Origin of the sequence: Rhodococcus sp. IEGM 1409 (assembly GCF_030056735.1) — a bacterium.
GTDB lineage: Bacteria > Actinomycetota > Actinomycetes > Mycobacteriales > Mycobacteriaceae > Rhodococcus_F.
Genome location: NZ_JASHKN010000002.1, coordinates 46,448 through 69,748, shown reverse-complemented (window position 1 = coordinate 69,748; position 23,301 = coordinate 46,448). Strand labels below are relative to the sequence as shown.

Here is a 23,301-nt window from a genome sequence, read left to right as displayed (position 1 = left end):
CCGATTGCCGCAGTGTCCTAGGCGATTTCAGGTCCGCTCGAACTCGAGCGGTGCGCTTTCGCCCACGACACTGCGGCAACGACGAATCGAACTCCGAATCCGATCAACACCAGATTGCAGACGATCTGAAGGCTTACGAGCCCCCGGGCCAAATCGGTCTGCGCAGCGATGTCGCCGAAACCGACGGTCGAGAAGACGGACAGCGAAAAGTACAGCGCCGCCATCCGTGACAGCGGTTCGGTAAAACTGCCGGGGCTTGCATGCTCGACCGAAAAATAGGTGATGGACACCAACAACAAGTATGTCGGCATCACCACCGCCACTGCTTCGACTGCCTGCAGAGAAGGCACATCGGAACGCAGAATTCGCCACACCTGCCAGGTGGTCACGGCAAGCACCGCGGCGCCTCCACCGATCAAGAGGGAGATCGCACCCGCCGTGTGAACGTCGACCCACGGTAGGAAGAAATATGCGCAACCGACGGCGATCACCGTCAACGTGGGTCGCAGCACGGCGCCACGGATCAGCGCGCGCCGTCGTTGCCGATCGATGTGGGGAGAATCGCCTTTTTTCTGCATGAATCAATGATCGACAATTTCGCAGGTAAAACCACCCTTTCGGTCCGAAAAGGGCGTCACAGAGACGAAAAGCATTGAGCAATCCTCACGAACCTTCTGTAACGTTCATATAACGGCGGTCGATTGAACATTGACCGATATTGACTGTGAGGAGGTGCGCGATGAGTTGTTCACTGGGAATTTCCACTGGATCTTCCGGTGTCTATTCAGCCCTCGTCGACACCGATACCAGCACAAACGCGCCAGGAGCCGTGCCTGCCGAGACCCGATTCGTCTCGGCCGATCAGGCCAATTCCAACGTCGGCGACCTCGTCCGCGCTTCCATCAAGCTGATGACGACGCAGGTAACGGACGGATCTGCGGCGCCGCGCTCGATCGGTGTCAGCTATCGCACGGACGATCAACTCGCGAGCATCAGGTCATCGCTCTCCCGCTCGCCGAAGCAGGTCCGTGCCATCCCTGAACCTGCCGCCGTACACGCTTACCTTGCCGAGACCGGGAAGACCGAGCGGTACGACACGACAGCACAGGTGGACGTCGGCGATCAGGGCCTGACCGTGTCCGTCGTCGACCACACCGGTGAAGTTCTGCATTCCGACCGTATCGACGCCCTCGCGGGGGCCGGAATCGACCGGGCACTCGTCGAGTTCGTGACGGAGAAGGCTGCAGGGCAACTGCGCCGGTACACGGACGCGGAATTACTTGCCGCCCGGTGCCACGTCGCGAAGGAACAACTGTCCACGGCCGCCAAGGTCACCATCGACCTTCCCATCGACTCGACGCCGATCTCGCGCGACGAGTTCGAGGCCATCATCGCCCCGGACATCGAGCGCGCTGTCGCCTTCATTCGTGAAGTCGTGAACGGCTCGCCGCGGCCGGTCGGTGCCGTCGTACTCATCGGCGGTGGTGCCCACATTCCAGCCGTGCGGTCCGCCGTCGCCGCTGCCGTCGATCTCCCCCTGGTCGAGATCGACGAGCCTGAGACTGCGGCAACCAAAGGTGCTGCGCTCCTTGCAGATTCGATCACCGCAATCCGTTTCCCCTTGCTGGGCCCCGGAGGTGCACAGCGCCCCGGATCCACAGCCAAGGTCTCGGGCGCTTTGATCGGCGCGCTGGTCGTCGGTGGACTTGTACTGGGTTACGGCGCAAAGGAATTGGTGCCGACCGATGACACCGCCGTCTCGCCCGTAGGAACCGGTTCGACCTCGACGACGGTGAGCCCCGAAGCGACGCCGAGCACCGGTTCGACGATCATCCCGTCTCATGATCCTCTACCGTCGGTAGCGGGCAGCACGTACCCGCAGTACGGTTATCCCACAACACCGTTCGACACACAGCCGTACGACACACACACGTACACAACGCATCAGTACACGCTGCCGCCGGCGCCGATACCGGACACCTCGACGACAACGCCGTCCACCACGCCGCCGACCACGACAACGACCACTCCGAGTTGGCCGACCATCCCTGGAATCACGCTGCCCGATCCGCCCGCATGGTGGCCGACGCTCCCGGACACGGAGGCGACGCCACCCATCGATCCGACCGAGGGAAACCCGGGCGGCGGTCTCGGCCCGGGCGAGAGCGCCGGCGAAAACCCGACGACACCGGAAAATCCCGGATCCGGTTCCACTGAAACCGAAATCACGCCCCCCGGTGGTGGTGATCCGAACACGTCAACGCCCGAACCCGGTGCCGCGACCACACCGGATCGGGAACCGGCCCCAGCCGGTTGATTCTCAGTCGGTTAGTTCTCAGCCGGTTGACTCTCAGCGCATCAACTGGCTGACCGAGACCGACAATCCCGGGTCGGTCGCAACACTCAATTCCGAAGGGCCTGCTCCGTTCCCGATGAGGTGGGCGGCCAACGAAGCGATCATGACGCCGTTGTCCGTGCAGAGTCGAGGTTTCGGAATTCGCAACGTGATTCCAGCTTCGGCGCAGCGCTGCTCGGCGAGTGAGCGGATACGTGAATTGGCCGTGGCACCGCCGCCGAGAACCAACGTGTCGACTCCGACGTCCTTGGCTGCACGCACTGCCTTCATTGTCAGTACGTCGGCAACCGCTTCCTGGAACGAGGCAGCGATGTCCGGGATCGAAAAGGACTCGCCTGCGCGCTCTTTCGATTCGACATAGCGAGCGACCGACGTTTTGAGTCCCGAGAACGAGAAGTCGTGCCGCGAATCGCGCGGGCCGGTCATGCCACGAGGAAACGCGATTGCGTTCCGGTCTCCCTCTTGCGCAGCAGCATCGAGTGCCGGTCCGCCGGGAAATCCGAGTCCGAGCAGTCTGGCCACCTTGTCGAAGGCCTCGCCGGCGGCATCGTCGACAGTCGTACCCAGTTCGACAATGGGCTTACCCAGATTTTCGACGTGAAGCAGGTGCGTGTGACCACCGGAGACGAGCAAAGCGACGCACGAGGGCAACGGACCGTGCTCGAGAGTGTCCACGGAGACGTGACCACCGAGGTGATTGACCGCATAGAACGGGATTTTCCACGCTGCCGCATAAGCTTTCGCGGCGGCAACACCGACCAGCAGCGCGCCGGCCAGGCCAGGTCCGATAGTGACGGCAAGCGCGTCGGGCTTCTCTATACCTGCGACGGCAAGGGCGCGGCGCATCGTCGGCACTATCGCCTCGAGATGAGCCCGCGAAGCTACTTCGGGAACCACTCCGCCGTACCTGGCGTGCTGATCCACGCTCGACGCCACCTCGTCGGCCAACAGGTCGCAGGTTCCGTCGCCGTTCCAGCGAACGATACCGACTCCTGTTTCGTCGCAAGAGCTTTCGACACCCATGACGATCATGCTTGCTGCTCCTCAATTTCGCGGACACCGAGCACGGCGGGCCGTCGCATCGTGTACGCATCTGCCCCACTGGGCTGGTAGTACCTCTTTCGCGTTCCGACGATCTCGAATCCTTCACGCCGGTACAGCGCGATCGCAGGTTCGTTGTCGGTACGCACTTCCAGGAACACCGGGCACTGCCGTGAATCCGCCAGCGTCAGAAGCACATCGAGCAACGCGCTGCCGATTCCCACCCGCTGAGCCGAAGGATCCGTACCAATGGTGTGAACCTCGGCCTCCATGTTCGGCGACGCCCCCAACAGGGCAACTCCGGCGTAGCCGAGTACGTGACCGTCGGGTTCTCTGGCAACGAAGTAATGATTATGTGCACCCGCAAGTTCCGAGACGAAGGCTTGCGCGCTCCAGGGCCCGTCGCCCGCGAACAAGGCGCGTTCCAACTCGGCGCACCGATCGGCGTCATCGACGTTCATCGGCTCGATGCTGTACTTCATTTGCCGTGTCTCACTTGCCACGTTCTGCGAGGGTCTTCGCGTCCGGGCGTCGAAGATACAGCGGCTCGAGCGGGGCCGGAACCGAGCCGGCCAGAATCTCGCGAGCAGCGACTGTCACCAACCCGGCTGGTGACGGCGTCTCGGCCGGTTCGACGGGAAGATCGAAGAAGTCCACGTGCGAAGCGGATCCGGCAATCCGCGTCGAAGGCGAAGGATCAACGTCGCCGGCGGAATTCACAGCCGGTCCTTCGACGCGCGCTCCGCCGTCATAGCGCGCCCAATAGATCTCGCGACGCCTCGCGTCGGTCACGACGAGCAAGCTCTCCGTAGTCGGTACCGCAGCCGCGATGGCGTCGAGGCTGCAGACGCCGTACACGGGAACACCGAGAGCATCGCCGAAGGCAGCGCCCGTCGCCATGCCGACACGCAAGCCTGTGTACGGCCCCGGCCCGACACCCACTACGACGGCGTTCAACTCTGCCGGCGTGAGCCCTGCCTCGGCGAGGCATTCGAGGACGTGGGGAGTCAAGACCTCGGCGTGCGCACGTGGATTGACCGTGACACGCACGGCAAGCGTCTGCGCCTTGTCCGGTGACGAAGCCGACAGGGAGACGACTCCGGCAGTGACTGCCGGAGTGGAGGTGTCAATTGCGAGAACAAGCACGATTTCTCAGGGTACTCGCACGTGAAGAACTACTTCCGGCCCGGGAGGGTCAGCCGTTTCACGACGTCCAGGCCCAGCTCGCCGTCCGCACATCCGATTCGGGTTCCCGATGAAGCTGAACTCGGAGGTGCCGTTCGACGAGCCTTTCCACGACATCACCACCCCATTCGACCACCACCACTGCATCAGTGAGGTCTGTGTCGAGGTCGAGAGCATCGAGTTCGTCGAGTGCGTGCGGTCCGCTGTCGCCCAGCCGGTATGCATCGACGTGAATCATGCCGACGGGAACGCCGCCGCCGGGGCGGGCGCCCGGACGATGCTCACGCGCGATGACAAACGTGGGGGACGTCACCCGGCCCTGCACCCCGAGGCCTGCTCCGATTCCGCGAGTCAACGCGGTCTTGCCTGCCCCGAGCGGTCCGTCGAGCACCACCAGGTCGCCGGCAGCAAGCCCTGCCGCCAAGCGTCGGCCGAAAGCCTCGGTGTCCTCGGCCGTTTCCAACGTGATCTGTCCGGATTCGGGAAGTCCGGTTGAGTTTTCAGCCGACATCGGACCGCTCTTCGACCTGCGCACGCTGCACCAGTGTGTCGATTGCGTCCGTCACGATCGCCGGGAACTCGAGCTGCACCAGATGGCCGGCCCCGTGAACTCGCACGAGTTCCGATTCGGGAAGATCGGCAGCGAGACGCTTGGAGCTGATGAACGGAATCATCATGTCTTGATCGCCGCAGATCACGACTGCCGGTGTGTGCGCGAGGACCTCGAGGGACGCGGACTCGTCGTGCAGTTCCAACGTCCGCAGGAAATTCACGATGGTCACGACCGAGGTCCGGTCGAGCATGCCGTCCGAGAGTTCATGCAGCCGCGGGCTGACATCGGTGCCGTACGACGCCGCGCGCAGGATCGGCGTGATCAGTACTCGCGCAGCGCCCCGGGCGTGCTGAACCACCCCTGGTGAGGTGCGCACTGCCAACCGGAATCCGTCGATGATCGGGTTCTGCAGATTGCGGGTCAGACCGGTCTCGGCCAGGCCTGCCGCAGTCGTCGCGACCAGCCCGACGCCGATGACTCGGTTCTCGAACCATTCGGGTCGCTGGCCGGCGAGCGCGAGTACCGTCATGCCACCCATCGAGTGACCGACGAGAACTATCGGACCCTTGGGTACCTTGGCCTCGACGACGGTCGCGAGATCGCGGCCGAGCTGCGAAACCGTACAACTCTTCGAGCGTGGCATACCCGAATCTCCATGTCCGCGCTGGTCGTAGAACACCATGCGAACCTTGTTGCCCCATCGCTCTTCGAGCTGACGTCGCTGGAAATGCCAGGACAGCGCACTCAGGCAATATCCGTGCACGAAAACGACTGTCAGCGGAGCGTCATCCGGTCCCACTTCGCGAACTGCCAGCTCGACGCCGTCCTCGGTGCGCACAGTGCTCTTGCGGTCGCGCGTCATGAGGTCGAAGTCCTCGTCGGCGTAGATTTCCCGGCCCGGACGCGTCGCGGTCTTGAATGCGTTCACGCCGGCCATCGAGCCGAGCGCCACGGCGCTGAGCAGGCCACCGAGAATGCTCATCTTTCCTGCAGTCTTCATGACGTCTCTCCCCCGATGTACGTACGTACGGTGCGTCCACGTATTCCGGTCACGACCTCGTAGTGAATGGTGTCGAGTACGTCGGCCCAGGCCTGCGCGTTGGGTTCGCCGTGATCGCCGTTGCCGAAGAAGATCGCGGTGTCACCTTCGCGAACTCCGTCGCCGTCCGGCCCCAGGTCCACCAACACCTGGTCCATACAGATCCGCCCGACCGCCTGGCGACGCTTACCGCCCAACTGGACTTCGAACTTGCCGCTCAGTGAACGAGACAAACCGTCGGCGTAGCCGACGGGCAGCAGCGCAAGAGTGGTGTCGTGCGGTGCGACCCACTGATGCCCGTAGGAGACGCCCTCTCCGGCGGCCACCTTCTTCACCAGAATCACCTTCGCTCGCAGCGTCATCGCCGGTCGTAAACCGAAATCTCCGAGTTCAGGCACCGGAGACAATCCATATATCGCGATTCCGGGTCGAACCATGTCAAATCGCAGGTCAGGGCGGGTAACCGTCGCTGCCGAGTTGGAAAGATGAACAACTTCGGGGTCGAATCCGTGGGCACGGACGTCGGCAACCGCGTCGATCAGGCGCTGCTTCTGCATGTCGATGACGTCGTGATGTGGCTCGTCGGAGTGCGCGAGGTGCGAGAACACTCCGCGTAGCCGGATCGTGCCCTCGTCCCGGGCAGCGGCGAGGTCGTCGAGCATCTGCGGCCACTCGGTTCTCGATACGCCGTTGCGATTGAGACCGGTGTCCACCTTGAGCGTCACCGTCGCCGGTAGTCCCAGCACCCGTGCCGCGTCGACCACAGCAGCCAGGTGTCGCGGCGAGGAGACCCCGATCTCGACGTCGGAGCGGATCGCCGACACGAAATCGGCGTCTAATCCGTGCAGCCAGGCCAGGACGGGAGCGGTGATGCCTGCCTCGCGAAGAACCAAAGCCTCGGTGATGGTGGTGACGCCGAGTTCCCGGGCTCCGGCCGACAGTGCCGTCCGTGCGACCGCAACTGCGCCGTGGTTGTATCCGTCCGCCTTGATGACCGCCATCAACGCTGCATCCCCGGCAAATTCACGCAGGACTCGCACGTTGTGCGCGATAGCGTCCAGATCGACGACTGCCTCCGTCTGCGGCCCTACAGCGGTGTCGAGCTGGCTCGACTTCCCCTCTGCAGGCTCCTTCGGTGCTCTTCCCTGGGCAAGCGTCATGGCGACAATCCTGCCACCCACACAGGATCGGACACGTGTTCGGGTTTGAACACGATCAGTTCTGGGCAAAGGAGCGGAGCACACGCACCGACTCGCGCAGTCCTCCCAGCAGGGGTGACGCCGAAATCGGTGCTCCGGCGACATCGCTCTGATCGCCGGCCGCGGCGATATTCGCAGCCAACGCGTGGGCACGTGCGCCGACGGCCCCGGCTTCGAGAGGGCTCAGACCCGCAGCCAGCAACGCGCCGATCACGCCGGAGAGGATGTCACCCGAACCTGCCGTCGACGCCCAGGAGCCGCCGGCGTCGTTGACCAGGACCTCACCGCCCGGATCCGAGATCACCGTCGTATGGCCCTTCAGTAGAACCGTGACTCCGAGTCGTTCGGCGAGCGCGCGCGTGGCTGCGATTCTGTCGTCGCCGAGGGGTGTGAATCGTGCGAACTCGCCGGCATGGGGCGTCAGAAGTGTCGGCGCGGTCCGTGCTGCGACAAGTTCGGGACGCTGAGCCAATAGGGTCAATCCGTCCGCATCGACAACGACGGGCACGTCGGTAGCGAGCACCGACGCGAGAAGGCGCGCGGCGTCGTCGTCGGTACCCATTCCGGGGCCGACCACCCAGGCTTGAACACGCCCCGCGGCCTCGAACGTCTCACTGGCGATCACCTCCGGGAACCGGGACAGCACCTCTGCGGCTCCGTGCCCGGCGTAGCGGACCAGACCGGAGGTCGCGGTCACCGCGGCGCCGGTACAGAGCACGCCCGCGCCGGGATACTGCTCACTTCCCGCAACGATGCCCACCACACCCTGCGAGTACTTGTCGTCCCCTGGACCGGGTACCGGCCACAGCGCGCCGACCTCGGCCGGATCGAGTGAACCGAACTCCGGTTCACCGACGCTCAATCCGATGTCCACCAGTTCGACACGACCACACAGCGGAGCCGCGAGTACGTGTACCGGCTTGAGCGCACCGAATGTGACCGTCACATCAGCGCTTACCGACGGACCGTCCACTGCGCCGGTGTTCGCGTCGACGCCGCTCGGCAGATCGACCGCCACGATCGGCGCATCCACCTGGCCGACGAGCTCAGCCGCATTCGGCCGCAGTCCGCCGTGCCCGGAAATCCCGACGATGCCGTCGATCACCAGATCTGGCGACCCGACTTCGGCGGCGACTCGGCCACCGGCCTTCAGAAGAGCGTCGAGGCCCGCCCGATGAGCGCGGGCCGGGTCGAGCAAGACGGCCCGGACACTCACACCTCGTTTGCGGAGCAACGCACCGGCCCACAGGGCATCGCCGCCGTTGTCGCCGGTACCGACCAGAAGCGTCACGGACCGATGTGCGACTGATCCTGTGCGCGAAAGTAGTTCGTCCGCCACAACTCGTGCGAGACCGTAGGCTGCTCGACGCATCAGCACCCCGTCCGGCAGCCTGTCGAGCAGTGGCGCCTCCGCTGCTCGCACCTGATCGGCTGTGTAGAACCCACGCATGTCGGAACCCTTCAGTTGCCGTCGCTACCCTCGGAACCATGAAATCACGTCTTCGCCCGGCAATCGCGGGACTCGTGCTCGCTCTCGGCTTGGTCGGGTGCAGCTCCACCACCGACTCCACACCGTCCGCGCCGGAAACGACGGCCAGTGGGACCGTGGTCACCATCTCCGGGATGGCATACTCCCCCGCTTCCATCACCGTGAGCGTCGGCGACACCGTCACGTGGGTGTTCGACGACAACGGAATGGCCCACGACGTCAGCGGCCTCGGTGACGCCAAGGGCAAACTCCGCAGCCCACTCAAGAAATCGGGAACCTACACCTACACGTTCACCGAACCCGGAACCTACGACTACACCTGCACACCTCATCCCGAGATGCGCGGAACCGTCGTCGTTCAAGCGCAGTAAAGCACTCGGGCCCCGCAGTCTTTCGACTGTGGGGCCCGAGTTTTTAGCGAAAGCTATTCGACCGTAACCGATTTCGCCAGGTTACGCGGCTTGTCGACATCGTATCCGCGCGCCGCAGCAACCTCGGCCGCAAAGATCTGCAACGGAACCGTGGACAGCAACGGCTGCAGCAGAGTCGGTGACGCCGGAATCTCGATCAGGTGATCCGCATGCGCCGCTGCGACGGTGTCGCCTTCCTCCGCGATGACGATCGTCGTTGCACCGCGTGCCTTGATCTCCTGGATGTTCGACACCAACTTCGAGTGCAACACAGCGCGACCCTGCGGCGACGGCATGACGACGATGACCGGCAGGCCCTCCTCGATCAGTGCGATCGGGCCGTGCTTGAGCTCGCCGGCGGCAAAGCCCTCGGCGTGCATGTAGGCAAGCTCTTTGAGCTTGAGTGCACCCTCGAGCGCAACCGGGTAGCCGACGTGGCGACCCAGGAACAGCACGGTCGACGCGTGCGCGAACTGGCGTGCCAACGCGCGCACCGGTTCTGCCGTCTCGAGTACCTTGCTGACCAATGCGGGCATCGCTTCGAGGTCTGCGTACTCGCGGGCGACTTCGTCCGGGTACTTGGTGCCGCGCGCCTGCGCCAACGCCAAACCGACGAGGTAGTTCGCGGTCACCTGCGCAAGGAACGCCTTGGTGGACGCGACCGCGATTTCCGGTCCTGCCCGGGTGTAAAGGACGGCGTCGGCCTCACGCGGGATCTGCGCACCGTTGGTGTTGCAGATCGCGAGAACCCGCGCCTTCTGGTCCTTGGCATGCTTGACAGCTTCGAGCGTGTCGGCCGTCTCCCCCGACTGCGAGATCGCGACAACAAGCGTCGAGCGATCGAGAACCGGGTCGCGGTAACGGAATTCGCTGGCGAGTTCGACCTCGACAGGTAGACGCGTCCAGTGCTCGATCGCGTACTTCGCCAACAGACCGGAATGGTAAGCACTACCGCAAGCGACGACAAACACCTTGTCGACGTCGCGCAGTTCCTGATCCGACAAACGCTGCTCGTCGAGGACGATCTTTCCGTTCTCGAAGTGCCCGAGGAGCGTGTCGGCGACAGCAGTCGGCTGCTCTTCGATCTCCTTGAGCATGAAGTAATCGTGACCACCCTTTTCGGCGGCCGCGAGATCCCAGTCGATGCGGAACGGGCGTCCCTGCGCCTCGTTGCCCGCAAAGTCGGAGATCCGGTAGCTGTCGGCAGTGATCACCACTGCTTGATCCTGCCCGAGTTCAACAGCATCGCGTGTGTGCTCGATGAACGCAGCGACGTCGGAGCCGAGGAACATCTCGCCCTCACCGACACCGACGACGAGCGGGGTGGAGCGGCGTGCAGCAACAATCGTGTCCGCGTGATCGGCGTGCGTGAAGACGAGTGTGAACGCACCTTCCAACCGACGAACCACCGACAGCGCACTCTCGATGAAGTCACCGGCAGTCGGCCCCTGCCCGTAGGCCATGGCAACCAGGTGAACTGCGACCTCGGAATCGGTGTCGCTCTGCAGTTCGACGCCTGCAGCCTCGAGCTCCGCGCGCAGCGGGGCGAAATTCTCGATGATTCCGTTGTGAACGACAGCCAGCTTGCCCGAGGCATCACGATGCGGGTGCGCATTGCGGTCCGTCGGACGCCCATGCGTCGCCCAACGGGTATGGCCCATACCGGACGTACCGACAAAGTGATCCGCACCGTACTCGCCGAGCTCCGCCTCGAGGTTGGCCAACTTACCGGCCTTACGCTCGATCTCGACCCCACCGGTTCCGTCGAGAATCGCGATTCCCGACGAGTCGTACCCGCGATACTCCATTCGTCGCAAAGCCTCCACCACAACGCCCAGAGCTGGGCGGTGGCCGACGTATCCCACGATTCCGCACATGGTGACTCAGGGTACTTGGACATCAGTGGTGGGCGCATTTTGCGGTTCCGAAGACATCCCCCACCTGCTTGCAGCGTCCGCTCCGCATACACGAGGCAGCTCATCGGATAACGTCTTCAACCGTGGCACCGAAACTGAAGACACTGACCCGTGAGCTGTCCAAGCGCGGCCCGCACCGAGTTCTCCGCGGCAACCTCGCCCTGGCCGGACAGCCAGGTGTGGTGTACACGCCCGAAACCGGTTTCAATCTCCCCGCCGTTGCCTTCGCGCACGGGTGGATGGTCGGGTCACACAAGTACGAGCAGACACTCCAGCACCTCGCTTCCTGGGGAATTGTCGCAGCGGCGCCCGACAGCGAACGCGGTCCGGTCCCGTCACATCTCGGATTGGCTGCAGATCTGCGGGCGACGCTCGATATCTGCGTCGGCGTGCGACTCGGCCCCGGCCAGATCAGCGTCCAACCCGATCGGGTCGCGTTTGCCGGTCACGGCATGGGCGCGGGCGCGGCGGTACTGGCCGCAGCGCAGCGCGGGGATGTCGGTGCGGTAGCCGCACTGTTCCCGGCCCCGACAGCACCCAAGGCAGAGAACTACGCGTCGAAGATCACAGCGCCCGGCTTGATCCTCGCCGGCGAAGACGACGTCGATTCCTTGACCAGCAATGCCCGCCCGCTGAGCGTGGAGTGGGGCGGTCCCGTCGTCGCACGCACCGTGAACGACGGCCAAGACGCCGGCCTGATCGAAGGCCGACGACTCCTCGGCGCCCTGGGGCTCGGTGGATCCGAGCGCAAGACACAGTCCGCCACACGGTGCCTGCTCACGGGCTTCCTGTTGTTCCATCTGACCGGCGACAAGAAGTACAAGGACTTCGCTGATCCCGACGTCGAGATTCCGCACACGGCGCCGTTGCTCCCGGTCGACCCTCACTCCGACGCGCGGGCCAGCCAGCTGTTGCGTAAGTAGGGGTCCGTGCCCGCCTCCGGCGGCGGGCTCGGCTTCATCGGCGGGCTCGGCGGCGTCGGCTCGGACGCGGATCGCAGATACGGGCCGGCTCTGACGGCCCCATCCGTGTCGTTCTCGGCAGATGTCGTTTCGGACCGCGGCGACGGCGGCTCCTGGCTCGATTCCTCGCTTGCAGCGGCCGCTCTGCGCTCACGGAAGTCGTCGAGTTGAGAATCGAGGGTTCGACGGATCGCTTCGAACGGCGCGTGTACGGACCTCACAGCGGACCAGCTCCGGCCAGCTCCGCACCCGTCTCTCCGTCGGGGACCGCGATCGACTCGTCAGGGACTGTGGCAGGCGGCTCCGGGTCCGGCGCAGGCGAGAATTCGGTGGTGGTTTCAACCGGCACCTCGGGCTGAGGAATATCGCGGTGGGGAATTTCGGGCTGGAGTGTCGCGGGCTGGGACGCTTCTTGCGGGTGCGTCTCCTGCATGGCCGCCTCCTGGACGGAATCGAAAACTATTCTCGGCCAACCATTTTCGTTCAAATCCACGGTGACCGACACAGAGTTCCCGTCGGCGCCGGCGACATCGAGACTCACCCCACGACCGTCGGGCGCAATCGAGAAGCCCCACGTGTTGCCGCCGATCGAGAAAGAGATCGGCGCAGCCGCAGCACCGGATGCGTTCGTCTCGGCAATCGGCAAGGTTGACGGGAACGCGTCTGTCACCCACTGCGTCGCGGCATCAAAAGCATCTCCTACGGCGCTCGCACACTGCGCACACGCCCTGTCGAATTCGTCGCGAGCATCCAAGTACGCCGAACGAAAAACTGTGTCCAGCCAGGGCGCTGAGCCTCGACCGCTGGAAGCGATACGGGCCAGCTGATCGATCTCCCCCGCACCCAGACCGCCGATGGTCGCCCGGTCCAGGCTGGCCACCTTGAAAGCCTTGTCTGCCAGAGCCCTTCGAACAGTCTGTGCGAGTTCGTCGGCCAGCGCGATCAACAATGGCGCCGAATCCGCATCGGACCGAGCGTCTCGCCGCGCCGCGAAGGCCTGATCTACGACCGCATCCACGCCGGAAATGTTCCACACCGCAGGAAGGTTCTCCGCCAGGACCGTCAGCATCGCGATCTCCGCGACCGAACCATCCACCGCCCCAGCCATGTCCGACACGTCTCGCGCCAGGGGCTCGAAATCGATGCCGGCCTCTGCGCGATACGAATCCTCGTAAGACGTGAGCACTCGTTCCTCGAAACCCAACCGAGTGGCCAGGTCGTGAAATCGGTCGAAGAACTGCAATCCTCGAGCGCCGGCGTCCAGAATTTCGTCGGGATGTACGAGTGAATCACGCAGTGCAAGAATATCTTCGAGAATGTAGTAGCCGTTCGGTGCTGCCTGAGCTGTGGGGCTGTTCGGTTTCACGAGGCCGACCCGTCAGAGTCCCGCAACCGCTGCGCACCCTCACGGTCCACCTCAGCGATCACCTGAGCCGAGGAGAAAAGCCGGCGCCCCAGCGTATCGAGAAGGTCGGCACGCCCCGTCAAGCGAGAATTCAGGACCGCCAATGCCGACGCCAATGCGGCTCCGTGCTCGACGTAGTCACGGCCCGAAACGGCGCCGCCCCATCGCAAACGCCTGATCGGTTCCGCAGAATCGCGCAGACCCTGAGCCACCGACACCGCGTGGTGTGCCAATTCGTCTGTTCCAGCACGGTCGACGTCCACGAGCGCCCCCAAGTTTCAGCGGAACCACTCGCAAGTCGAGCGGCCTTTGACTCCTTGGACGCAGCCGGGCGCAATTACGTTCCCTCAAAAACGCGAACGCGTAACGAAGAACTACACCGAACCGACGATCTCAGCCAATTCGTCGGCCAACTTCTGCGCGAGCGGAAGTTCGGTGGCCTCGACCATGACGCGGACCAGTTGCTCGGTCCCGGACGGGCGCAGGAGCACTCGACCACCGTCACCGAGAACGCTCTCGGCGTCCGCGACTGCTGCGAGTACCGACGGCGACGCTGCGACCGTCGCCTTGTCCCCGACCTTCACGTTGATCAGCACTTGCGGGAGGGTGGTCATCGTTGCGGCCAGTGCGGATGCCGACTTACGGGTACGAGCCATGCGTCCGAGCAGTCGGAGACCGGTGAGAATCCCATCGCCCGTGGTGCCGAACGCCGGCAACACAACATGGCCTGACTGTTCGCCGCCGAGGCTGTATCCGCCCGCGCGCAGTTCTTCCAAGACGTAGCGGTCGCCTACGGCAGCCGTCACGATGTTGATACCGGCCTCGCGCATGGCGATGTGCAACCCGAGATTGCTCATGACGGTCGCGACGAGAGTGTTCTCGACCAACTCGCCGGCCTCGTTCATCGCGATCGCCAGAACTGCCATGATCGCGTCACCGTCGACCACCGCGCCGGTCTCGTCGACGGCCAGGCAGCGGTCGGCGTCGCCGTCGTGCGCGAGCCCCAGGTCAGCCCCGTGATCGACCACGGCTTTCTGAAGATTCTCCAGGTGTGTCGATCCGCAACCGTCGTTGATGTTGAGGCCGTCGGGATCGGCGCTGATCGCGATGACTCGAGCACCCGCTGCGGCGTAGGCAACCGGCGCGAGCGCGGAAGCAGCGCCGTTGGCGCAGTCGACGACAACGGTGAGTCCAGCGAGTGGCTCGCTCGCCGCGGTCGCCAGATGCGCCAGGTACAACTGAGCGGCGTCGTCGACCGTACGGACTCGGCCGATCCCGGCACCTGTCGGAAGGACAGGTGGTGCGGTGCCGTCGAGTGCATCCTCGATCGCCACCTCGACGGAGTCATCCAGCTTGTGTCCACCGGCTGCAAAGATCTTGATTCCGTTGTCCGGCATGGGATTATGCGATGCCGAAATCATGACACCGAGACTGGCGTCGAGCTTTGCCGTCAAGTATGCAACTGCGGGAGTCGGAAGAATACCCACGTCGAGCACGTCGACGCCTGCGGAACTCAACCCGGCCGTCACCGCGGCTTGAAGCATCTCACCGCTGGCGCGAGGGTCGCGACCGATCACGGCGGTCGGACGTGCATCCGAGGTGTCGGCTGTCAGTACGCTCGCTGCGGCAACTGCCAATCTCAATGCAAGATCTGCAGTCAGATCCGAATTGGCAAGTCCACGAACACCATCAGTACCGAACAACCGACCCATAGAACGACTCCTGAATCCTGAGAACCTCGAAAATGGAACTTCGAGAATGGAATTTCTTCGAGAAACACAAGAGCGGGCGTCCGGTAACGATGGACGCCCGCTCGTGTGGTGAACAGGTGCCGAAGCAGACCCGTTGGGTCAACCTCGGCAAAGCATCAGCGCTTGGAGTACTGCGATGCCTTACGGGCCTTCTTCAGGCCGTACTTCTTACGCTCGACCGCGCGGGCGTCACGCGTCAGGAAGCCTGCACGCTTGAGAGCCGGACGATCATCAGGGGTTACCTCGATGAGTGCGCGCGCGATAGCCAGACGCAGAGCGCCTGCCTGACCGGACGGGCCGCCACCGTGCAGCAGTGCAATGATGTCGAAAGACTCGGGACGCTCGACGAGCACCAGCGGAGCCTTGATCAGCTGCTGGTGAACCTTGTTGGGGAAATAATCCTCCAACGTACGGCCGTTGAGCTTGAACTGACCGGTGCCGGGAGCCATCCGGACGCGAACGACAGCCTCCTTGCGGCGACCGACGGTCTGGACCGGGCGATCGAGGACGATCGGTGCGAGCGTAGCTGCAGCAACCTCTTCGACGACCTCGACTGCGTCAGCGGAAACAAGCTCTTCCACTGCTTCGATGTTCTCTTCGGACACGTTCTGCTCTTCCGGCGATGTCACTGTGCGACCTGCTTGATCTCGAACGGCACCGGCTGCTGCGCGGTGTGGGGGTGATTCGGGCCCGCGTAGACCTTGAGCTTGCTGCTCATTGCGCGGCCGAGCTTCGTCTTGGGGAGCATGCCGACAATGGCCTTCTCGACGAGACGATCGGGAGTCCTGTCGAGGACCTCACCGACAGTGCGGGACTTCAGGCCACCCGGGAATCCGGAGTGGTGGTAAACGTTCTTGCCCTGGAGCTTGTTGCCGCTGATGGCAACCTTCTCAGCGTTGATGATGACAACGAAGTCACCACCGTCGATGTGCGGCGCGTAGGTGGGCTTGTGCTTGCCACGCAGCAAGTTCGCTGCCTGAACGGCAAGACGGCCGAGCACCACGTCAGTGGCGTCGATGACGTGCCACGAGTGGGTCACATCTCCGGCCTTCGGGGTGTACGTAGACACAGATCTTCCTCGTCTTAATTCATTCCACTGCTGACCATGTGCGTATCGCGTAAACGATCCTCGGCGGCCAGTTGAGACCCGAGAACCGCCGGTCTCCACGCATTTCTGCCGGAGCCCTACGGCACGCCACCGATAGACGATACCGGTCTACCCACTGCCAGGTCAAAGCGCGGCCAGGTCAAAGCGCGGCCATCCCGTCCAACCGCATCCTCGCCGAGCACAACGGTGTGAGCGATCGATACGCGGATCGACACCCGACTGCCCCGGCGACCTGTCGGTACCGGGGCAGTCGGGTGTCATCGCGACATGATTACTGTCAGCGACCGAACCCGTTTGCGGCGATCCGATCAGCTTCCTGCATCTTCTCGGAACCGCTTGCCGTCGCTCCGGCGATCTGCGCGAGAACCATGTTCAGTTCTTCGGAGGCCTGGGCCCAGCGGCGCTGTGCGTCGTTCCACGCTTCGGAACCTGCGCCTTCCCAGCCTGCTTGCAGCTTGTCCACGACAACTTTGATGTCGCCCTGCTTGTCGTTGATCGCTTTGGCCTGCTGTTTCATCTGATCGGACAGCATTGCGAGGCCGCCGAAGTCGTACTTGATCCTGTCGGACATAACTGCTCCCGGTTCGGTGTGACTGGAGAGAACTTGTGAGAACTACTGGGTGAGAACTGCTTGATCGAACTGCGAAGAGCTGACGGTCAGGACATGTTCACCGTCGCGCCGCGAAGCGAGCTGACGTTGTCGTCTTCGGTCGAGTCGAAGGTTCCCGCAGACTGCTTGATCTGCTCGCAGATATCGGTCAGAGCAGTGTCCAACTTCAGGGCCGCGCTGTTGTATCGCTCCATGATTCCTGCGTATTCGACCTGCGCCGCGCCGTTCCACGAATTGTGCGAAGCGTCGGCCTCCGACCGAACAGCGTTGACCAGTCCCCTGATGTCACCGAGATGTCCGTCGATGGTCCCCGCCGAATCGATCAATTCAGCGGTAGTTGCGGTAAAGCCCATGTCGTCCCCCTGGATTCGGTGAGTACCGTTCGGTATCGGCGATCACACACGACGGCTTGTCCGTCGGACGTGCACCGGGGTCGAGCGGAACTCCCTGATGTGCGCTACACATACTTTGACGCGACCTCCGTGCCAACGGTTCCGGCCCGACCGAAGAATATTTTCAGAACCGACCGATCCAGGGTCACGGTGTGAATTCGAGTGAGTGCCACGTCCGCAGGCAGTCCGCTTCGAGACTGTCCCACTCTCCGAGAAGATACTGGCAGCCGATACTCACTTGCCGTCCGTTGTCGACGTACACGTGCCAACGCACCTCGGAGAAATCGTCCGGAAACTCGACGTACACCACTGCCTGCTTTCCTGCACCATCGTCGAGCACGGAAAACTCTCCGAACCGCAATGGGTCCTCGAACGCCGAAAACTGCTGACGCAAAGCAGCTTCCACGGAATTAAAGCCCGCACCTTCGGCCAGGCGTTTCTCGATGACCACGATCTTGCGATCCGCACCGGAGCTGGGCAACAAATCGGTACGCCCACTCGAGGCCCCTCGCGGCACAAGTTTCCAATCGGAAGGCAGTTCTGCTGCAACGCTTCCCAGGTCCACACGCACGAGTTCCGGCGTGGCGCCGGACTCGACCGACGGAATCGAAGTCTTCGGGGCAGGCTTTTCCTGCTCTCTCGACGCTTCCACGATCTCAAATTTGTCTTCCGCCGTAGCTGCAACCGACTCCGCCGACGGAGAATCGCTTCGATCTCGAGGGGACACCACGATCGTTGCCGCGACCGCAGCGACAACGGCGCCCACTACAAGCGCCACAGCGAACCGTCGACGGCCTCCGAGCCGCCCACCGACACGACGCGACAAAGGGGCATTCGACTCCGCGCGAGGAACCGACATCGCAACGTCCGGAGCACCTACCCACCCGGCACCAAAAGCCGAATTGTCGACGATTCGGCCGGAACTGTCCCGCTCGGTTGTCTGGCGAACGAGCGTCTGAGGATCCACCAGAGACGAAGCCACCCGACTCTCGTCCAGAATTCGAATGCTCGCGTGACCGTGAACATTCGTCGCCCCACGTTCGAGCGAAGCCGCAACCGCATGGGAGCGCGGCCCGACCAACACCACAGCGTCCCGAACCGACAAGTCCCCGATTGCGGAAAACATCCCCGCAACATCTGCGATCTCCGAACTTTGTGCCCCGTCGATTCGTAGTTCACCGTCGACCTCAGTGACTACAGAAGCGACCACCATTCCGCCGCGCAGTTCGAGGACGACACACCGCGATCGCCAGGCCGTATGAGCCGACCTCGCCGCCGCGATCGACGTCGGCACGAGGACGACGTCGTGCGCCACTCGCCGTGCGGCATCCAGCAATCGCTGCCTGCGCGGGACGCCCCAATCCGAGGGATGACTGAGATAAAGAATGTCTGCATCGACGATTCCGCACCCCTCCATCGCACTGGAGATCAGCCTGGCCAACTCCAACACGGTCGGGACAATCCGACCGCCGACGTCGACATAATCGTCGTCGACGAAATCGATCGCATTGACACCGGCCACACCGGGCTCCGACGCCGGTTCGCGTCTGAGGTCTGCACTGCAACAGAATTCGCGTTGACCTGATACGACCCAGATGTTAGACGCACCCCAATGTACCGAGACCGACACCGCGGACGGAACGGTCACAGCGGTGGCATCCACGGAACTTGGACAAGTTGGGTTTGCGAGCGAGAAACGTAGACCCCACGGCCTTCCGGCATTGCCGACGCGCGGACAGTACCGACGAGATTTCCCTCGTCACGACTTCCGCTCATAATCAATCCGGCCGGTGCCATGTCGCGGATTCTCGCAATCACCGGTTCATACAGAGCTCTGGCGGCGCCACCGGAACGGCGGGCAATCACAAGATGCAAACCGATGTCCTTGGAATGTGGGATGTATTCGAGCAACGGAGCCACCGGGTTGCCACTCGATGTGGCTACAAGGTCGTAGTCGTCGATCAGTACGTAAATCTCCGGCCCGCTCCACCACGACCGTTCCCGAAGTTGCTGCTGTGTCGTCTCCGCGTTCGGCATTCTAGCGGCAACGATCCGAGCCAGGTCGACCATCAACTCACCGAATGTCGTCGACGACGCCGCGTACCCACCGAGGTGATTCCCTTCGACCACTCCCAGCAGCGAATGCCGGTAGTCACCGATGATCAGCTTGGCCTGAGCCGGCGTATTCGACGCGATGATCCCTTCGGCTATTCCGCGCAAGAGAGATGTCTTCCCACACGCGGTGTCGCCGAATATCAAGAAGTGCGGGTGTTCCCGGAAGTCCATGTACACCGGGGCGAGGTCGGTCTCACCGAGTCCGATCGGTACGGTGAGACACCGACCGTCGGCCGCACTCGGTGAGGGCCACCGGACCCCGACAGCTTCGAGAAGTTCTGCCCGCGAGTAGGAATCCGGAAGCATCCGCACGGTCGGCGCCGGACGCGAATTCGACATGGCTGCAATACGTTCGACGGTCGCCGCCACAGCCGCACTCGAGTTCCCACTACCTGGCGTACCGTCGATTCGAGGTAGTCCGGTGAGAAGGTGAAGTCCGTCGCGAGTGATGCCACGACCCGGTCGACGTTCCGGCACCAGGCTGGCTTTCTGCCGACCCGCATCCGAGTCTCCCGGATCACCCAATCGAAGTTCGATACGAGTACCCAGTAGATCCTTGAGTGCCGGCCGGATCTCGGCCCACCTCGACGTTGTGACGATCACGTGCACACCGAAGGACAAACCTTGACCGGCGAGCATGTTTATCTGAGGCTCGAGTGATTCGAAATCCGAACGCACGCTGGGCCAACCGTCTACAACGAGGAAGACGTCACCGTACGGGTCCTCCCGGAGTCCCGCAGCCACTCCTTCCCCGGTGGGATCAGCTGTTCGCAATCTACGGAAATCGGCCATGGATTCGATGCCGAGGTCACGAAACAGTCGCTCTCGTTTGGCGACCACCCCGAGTACCTCGGCAACGGTGCGCCGGACGCGGTCGGAATCCAAGCGGTTTGCCACCGATCCGACGTGCGGCAGATCTTTCAATCCGAGAAGCGTTCCACCGCCGAAGTCGAGGCAGTAGAACTGAATCTGTTCCGGCGTGTGCGTCATGCTCAGAGATAAGATCAGCGTGCGCAACGCCGTCGACTTTCCCGACTGCGGGCCTCCGACGATCGCGAGGTTGCCCGTCGATCCGTTGAGATCGGCGACGAGAAGATCGCGGCGCTGATCGAACGGCCTGTCGACTATGCCGAAAGGTGCGCTCAGATTTCCGCGAGGTTGATCACCGGCCGCCCACCGCGGCAACAACTGGTCAAGCGTCGGAGATGACCCGAGCGGCGGGAGCCACACCTCATGCGCACGCGGACCGTGACCGCGCATGCGGTCGACGAGTACTCCCAGGAGAGTACGTGCATCGTCACCGATTTCACCCATGTCGACGACGTCGGGCTCGACGGGAACGACAACAGCTTCCGGCCCGATCACCGGCGTCGCGGTAAACGGCAGCGGCGCGAGTCCGACGGGAGAATCGACCGAGAATCGAGTGCGCACTATCCGCTCGCCCTCGTACGGGCCTGACACGTAAGCACCTTGGAAGCGAACGATCTCAGCCGAATAGGACTTCAGGTATCCCGCACCGGGTGTGCCAGGCAGGTGATAAGCATCGGGAACGCCGAGAACGGAACGAGACTCGTTCGCCGAGAACGTTTTCAAACCGATCCGATACGAAAGATGGCTGTCGAGACCGCGTAGCTTACCTTCGTCGAGCCGCTGACTGGCCAACAGCAGGTGAATGTGAAGTGACCTACCCAATCGCCCGATGGCCACGAACAATTCGGCAAATTCCGGCTGTTGACTGAGCAGTTCGGAAAACTCGTCGACAACCACGAAGAGTGCAGGCAACGGATCGAGTGCAGCGCCGGCCAGCCTCGCCTTCTCGTAGTCGGAGACGTTTGCGAAGTTTCCTGCCGCACGAAGCAGTTCTTGTCGACGGTTCATTTCGCCCGCGAGAGCGTCCTTCATACGATCGACCATCGCCAATTCCTCGGCAAGGTTGGTGATGATCGCAGCAACGTGCGGCGCCTCCTCGAGGCCGAGAAAGGTTGCACCACCTTTGAAGTCGATCAGGACGAGGTTCAATGCGTTGGGTGAGTGCGTCGCGATCAGGCCGAGCACCAAGGTTCGCAGGAACTCCGACTTACCAGAACCGGTGGCTCCGATGCACAACCCGTGCGGACCCATACCGTTCTCGACCGACTCCTTCAGATCCAGTTCGACAGGGTTTCCGTCTTGTCCGACACCGATAGGCACGCGGAGTCGATCACGCCCCTGACGTGGCAGCCAGCCATGCTCAGGATTGAACCTCGCAATGTTTCCTATCCCCAACATCTGGCTCCAGGTCCGAAGGGACCGGTCGTCGTCAGCTGCGTCGACGGCGTTCTGTGATGCCGCACGGAACGGTGCGATGCGACGTCCGAACGACTGCGCCAGGCTGGTCGTCGCGGCGTCGGGCGTCGCAAAGTTCTCGACTCCTGCGCTGCTCACCGCACCGATCTGATCGCTACCGACGACGAGTCGCAAACCGCGCCCCGCCGCCAGTCGCGGGCAGAACCCGCACAGGTCGAGGACGGTCACCGAGTCGAGCCCGGATTCGGACAACAGGCCGGTGTCACCTTCGAGCAAGCCACCGTCTACGACCAACACGAGATGCGGAACACCCGCACTCGCCGGAGTGTTGCGAGCGAATCGAGCACGCATCGAAAGCGGTTCCCCGAGGGAGCTTTCGAACTCGAGATACGAACCGAACACCATGCGTGAAGCGCCGGCGCCGTCCTGAGAAACCGGGTGTTGCACGTGCGGGAGCCACTTGACCCACTCCCACTCGGATTCGGTATCGGGTCCGCACACCACCGCAACTTGGACCGTGTCCGGACCGTGGAAAGTGCACAGCTGCATCAACATCGAGCGGACAAGCGCACGAGCGGAATCTCGCTGCCCCTCGATGGACATCGCAGCAAATCCGCGAAGTGAGACGGCAGTCGGCAGGTCCTGTACAACCGAATGCGCACGGACGAATCGCCGAAGTGAGACAGCAGCGACGGGTTCGAGATCCTCGACCGGCCCGGTCTCCGGAGATACGAGTCTGGTGGCCAATCGCTGTGTACCCAGACCGACCCGAACGTGGCAGTAGTCCGAGTCGGTGATCTGACGCTCCCACATCCGCACAGTTCCGGCGAGTGTCCAGAGCAGTGACGGCTCGGGATTGCTCCATTGAAGAGCAGCACGCTGCGCGCCGGACGTCGCAGCGACATCGCTGCGCATCTGATCCAGGTACCGCAGGTAGTCCTTCCGGTCCTCGTTTGCTTCGGACGCTCTTGCTCCACCGCTACGACCGCCCCCGGCGAGCATCCCCAGCATCGACACCATCATCATGACCGGAAACAGCAGGGACATCGGATTGCGCGCCATGCCGGAAGAGAACATCAGCGCCACCATGCCGATCATGGCAACCACCATGATCACCGGAAGCAGTTTGGTCAGTAGGTTTCCCGGCGTGACACGAGGAATCTCCGGTGGGGCCTGCAGCGTCACCTCGCCGCCCGGTGTGCGCGGCGATTCACGGCGCGCTCGACGCGCAAATCTGACAGTACTCAAATTCACCAACCCCCATCGGTGCTGCGCTGTTGCCGCCATGCGCCTCGTCCGACTACCACCGGCCCGCCCCCCAAGGCGTGATCGCGCAATTGCAAAAGAGTAGATCACAACACCGACACGCAGGTCGGTGCCACCTGTTGTCGGAGCTGTCTCCGACACGAGCGCGCAGTTCATGTCGTATTGTTCGGGTGAACTGGGGTGACGCGAAGGGGGAATCGCGTCATCGGAGGGGACAG

Annotated in this window: 22 protein-coding genes; 4 read left to right on the top strand and 18 right to left on the bottom strand. The window is 63.2% G+C overall.

Annotation, left to right across the window (positions count from 1 at the left end):
- Positions 1-17: 17 nt before the first annotated feature.
- Positions 18-578 carry a potassium channel family protein gene (locus QM716_RS06270; protein WP_283303211.1) on the bottom strand — a complete coding sequence of 187 codons (561 nt, stop codon included), beginning with the start codon at positions 576-578 and terminating at the stop codon, positions 18-20.
- 161 nt (positions 579-739) lie between these two features.
- Between QM716_RS06270 and QM716_RS06265 the strand changes: the two genes are divergently transcribed.
- On the top strand, positions 740-2,317 hold the full coding sequence (locus QM716_RS06265) for an Hsp70 family protein (protein ID WP_283303209.1): 1,578 nt from the start codon (positions 740-742) through the stop codon (positions 2,315-2,317).
- A gap of 33 nt (positions 2,318-2,350) precedes the next feature.
- Here QM716_RS06265 and tsaD read toward each other — a convergent pair whose 3' ends face one another.
- The 7 genes from tsaD to QM716_RS06230 are packed head-to-tail and all read right to left on the bottom strand — an operon-like array spanning position 2,351 to position 8,823.
- A complete protein-coding gene (gene tsaD, locus QM716_RS06260) occupies positions 2,351-3,388 on the bottom strand; it encodes a tRNA (adenosine(37)-N6)-threonylcarbamoyltransferase complex transferase subunit TsaD (protein WP_283303207.1) in 1,038 nt (345 codons plus the stop codon).
- Complete coding sequence (gene rimI, locus QM716_RS06255) at positions 3,385-3,879, bottom strand: ribosomal protein S18-alanine N-acetyltransferase (RefSeq protein WP_283303205.1); 495 nt, start codon at positions 3,877-3,879, stop codon at positions 3,385-3,387. The genes tsaD and rimI overlap by 4 nt, the downstream gene beginning before the upstream one ends.
- Positions 3,880-3,889: 10 nt before the next feature.
- A complete protein-coding gene (gene tsaB, locus QM716_RS06250; RefSeq protein ID WP_283303203.1) occupies positions 3,890-4,543 on the bottom strand; it encodes a tRNA (adenosine(37)-N6)-threonylcarbamoyltransferase complex dimerization subunit type 1 TsaB in 654 nt (217 codons plus the stop codon).
- Between the two features lie 58 nt (positions 4,544-4,601).
- Complete coding sequence (tsaE, locus tag QM716_RS06245) at positions 4,602-5,093, bottom strand: tRNA (adenosine(37)-N6)-threonylcarbamoyltransferase complex ATPase subunit type 1 TsaE (RefSeq protein ID WP_283303201.1); 492 nt, start codon at positions 5,091-5,093, stop codon at positions 4,602-4,604.
- Complete coding sequence (locus QM716_RS06240) at positions 5,083-6,135, bottom strand: alpha/beta fold hydrolase (RefSeq protein WP_283303199.1); 1,053 nt, start codon at positions 6,133-6,135, stop codon at positions 5,083-5,085. The genes tsaE and QM716_RS06240 overlap by 11 nt, the downstream gene beginning before the upstream one ends.
- A complete protein-coding gene (alr, locus tag QM716_RS06235; protein WP_283303197.1) occupies positions 6,132-7,334 on the bottom strand; it encodes an alanine racemase in 1,203 nt (400 codons plus the stop codon). Before alr ends, QM716_RS06240 begins: the two co-directional genes overlap by 4 nt.
- Before the next feature lie 55 nt (positions 7,335-7,389).
- Entirely contained in the window at positions 7,390-8,823 is a 1,434-nt protein-coding gene (locus tag QM716_RS06230; RefSeq protein ID WP_283303195.1) for an NAD(P)H-hydrate dehydratase, read from the bottom strand.
- Positions 8,824-8,861: 38 nt separating this feature from the next.
- Between QM716_RS06230 and QM716_RS06225 the strand changes: the two genes are divergently transcribed.
- A complete protein-coding gene (locus QM716_RS06225) occupies positions 8,862-9,233 on the top strand; it encodes a cupredoxin domain-containing protein (protein ID WP_283303194.1) in 372 nt (123 codons plus the stop codon).
- 53 nt (positions 9,234-9,286) lie between these two features.
- On the opposite strand, the gene glmS is transcribed toward QM716_RS06225, so the two are convergent.
- Positions 9,287-11,149, bottom strand: a complete 1,863-nt coding sequence (glmS, locus tag QM716_RS06220) for a glutamine--fructose-6-phosphate transaminase (isomerizing) (RefSeq protein WP_283303193.1) — start codon at positions 11,147-11,149, stop codon at positions 9,287-9,289.
- A 122-nt stretch (positions 11,150-11,271) separates the two neighbouring features.
- On the opposite strand from glmS, the gene QM716_RS06215 reads away from it, so the two are divergent.
- Entirely contained in the window at positions 11,272-12,111 is an 840-nt protein-coding gene (locus tag QM716_RS06215; protein ID WP_283303192.1) for a poly(ethylene terephthalate) hydrolase family protein, read from the top strand.
- Positions 12,112-12,117: 6 nt separating this feature from the next.
- A complete protein-coding gene (locus QM716_RS06210; protein WP_283303190.1) occupies positions 12,118-12,321 on the top strand; it encodes a hypothetical protein in 204 nt (67 codons plus the stop codon).
- 46 nt (positions 12,322-12,367) lie between these two features.
- Here QM716_RS06210 and QM716_RS06205 read toward each other — a convergent pair whose 3' ends face one another.
- The 9 genes from QM716_RS06205 to eccCa form a co-directional block, all read right to left on the bottom strand.
- On the bottom strand, positions 12,368-13,516 hold the full coding sequence (locus QM716_RS06205) for a hypothetical protein (RefSeq protein ID WP_283303188.1): 1,149 nt from the start codon (positions 13,514-13,516) through the stop codon (positions 12,368-12,370).
- A complete protein-coding gene (locus QM716_RS06200; RefSeq protein WP_283303186.1) occupies positions 13,513-13,818 on the bottom strand; it encodes a hypothetical protein in 306 nt (101 codons plus the stop codon). The genes QM716_RS06205 and QM716_RS06200 overlap by 4 nt, the downstream gene beginning before the upstream one ends.
- A 111-nt stretch (positions 13,819-13,929) precedes the next feature.
- A complete protein-coding gene (gene glmM / locus QM716_RS06195) occupies positions 13,930-15,267 on the bottom strand; it encodes a phosphoglucosamine mutase (protein WP_283303184.1) in 1,338 nt (445 codons plus the stop codon).
- A gap of 155 nt (positions 15,268-15,422) precedes the next feature.
- Entirely contained in the window at positions 15,423-15,935 is a 513-nt protein-coding gene (gene rpsI / locus QM716_RS06190) for a 30S ribosomal protein S9 (protein WP_230812265.1), read from the bottom strand.
- Positions 15,932-16,375 (bottom strand): 50S ribosomal protein L13, encoded by a 444-nt coding sequence (gene rplM / locus QM716_RS06185; protein ID WP_019747566.1) that lies wholly within the window; start codon positions 16,373-16,375, stop codon positions 15,932-15,934. Before rplM ends, rpsI begins: the two co-directional genes overlap by 4 nt.
- A gap of 316 nt (positions 16,376-16,691) precedes the next feature.
- Positions 16,692-16,985 (bottom strand): WXG100 family type VII secretion target, encoded by a 294-nt coding sequence (locus QM716_RS06180; protein WP_003940975.1) that lies wholly within the window; start codon positions 16,983-16,985, stop codon positions 16,692-16,694.
- Positions 16,986-17,071: 86 nt separating this feature from the next.
- Positions 17,072-17,377: a WXG100 family type VII secretion target gene (locus QM716_RS06175; RefSeq protein WP_283303181.1), complete on the bottom strand. Its 306-nt coding sequence runs from the start codon at positions 17,375-17,377 to the stop codon at positions 17,072-17,074.
- A 184-nt stretch (positions 17,378-17,561) separates the two neighbouring features.
- Entirely contained in the window at positions 17,562-18,938 is a 1,377-nt protein-coding gene (locus QM716_RS06170; protein ID WP_283303179.1) for a type VII secretion-associated protein, read from the bottom strand.
- 122 nt (positions 18,939-19,060) lie between these two features.
- On the bottom strand, positions 19,061-23,065 hold the full coding sequence (gene eccCa, locus QM716_RS06165; protein ID WP_283303177.1) for a type VII secretion protein EccCa: 4,005 nt from the start codon (positions 23,063-23,065) through the stop codon (positions 19,061-19,063).
- Positions 23,066-23,301 lie beyond the last annotated feature (236 nt).

Coding starts and splice junctions, on each gene's coding strand:
- QM716_RS06225 (WP_283303194.1), top strand. CDS start 8,862: ATGAAATCACGTCTTCGCCCGGCAATCGCGGGACTCGTGCTCGCTCTC.
- glmS (WP_283303193.1), bottom strand. CDS start 11,149: ATGTGCGGAATCGTGGGATACGTCGGCCACCGCCCAGCTCTGGGCGTT.
- QM716_RS06240 (WP_283303199.1), bottom strand. CDS start 6,135: ATGAAGACTGCAGGAAAGATGAGCATTCTCGGTGGCCTGCTCAGCGCC.
- QM716_RS06230 (WP_283303195.1), bottom strand. CDS start 8,823: ATGCGTGGGTTCTACACAGCCGATCAGGTGCGAGCAGCGGAGGCGCCA.
- QM716_RS06180 (WP_003940975.1), bottom strand. CDS start 16,985: ATGTCCGACAGGATCAAGTACGACTTCGGCGGCCTCGCAATGCTGTCC.
- rimI (WP_283303205.1), bottom strand. CDS start 3,879: ATGAAGTACAGCATCGAGCCGATGAACGTCGATGACGCCGATCGGTGC.
- glmM (WP_283303184.1), bottom strand. CDS start 15,267: ATGGGTCGGTTGTTCGGTACTGATGGTGTTCGTGGACTTGCCAATTCG.
- tsaE (WP_283303201.1), bottom strand. CDS start 5,093: ATGTCGGCTGAAAACTCAACCGGACTTCCCGAATCCGGACAGATCACG.
- QM716_RS06270 (WP_283303211.1), bottom strand. CDS start 578: ATGCAGAAAAAAGGCGATTCTCCCCACATCGATCGGCAACGACGGCGC.
- alr (WP_283303197.1), bottom strand. CDS start 7,334: ATGACGCTTGCCCAGGGAAGAGCACCGAAGGAGCCTGCAGAGGGGAAG.
- QM716_RS06265 (WP_283303209.1), top strand. CDS start 740: ATGAGTTGTTCACTGGGAATTTCCACTGGATCTTCCGGTGTCTATTCA.
- QM716_RS06175 (WP_283303181.1), bottom strand. CDS start 17,377: ATGGGCTTTACCGCAACTACCGCTGAATTGATCGATTCGGCGGGGACC.
- tsaD (WP_283303207.1), bottom strand. CDS start 3,388: ATGATCGTCATGGGTGTCGAAAGCTCTTGCGACGAAACAGGAGTCGGT.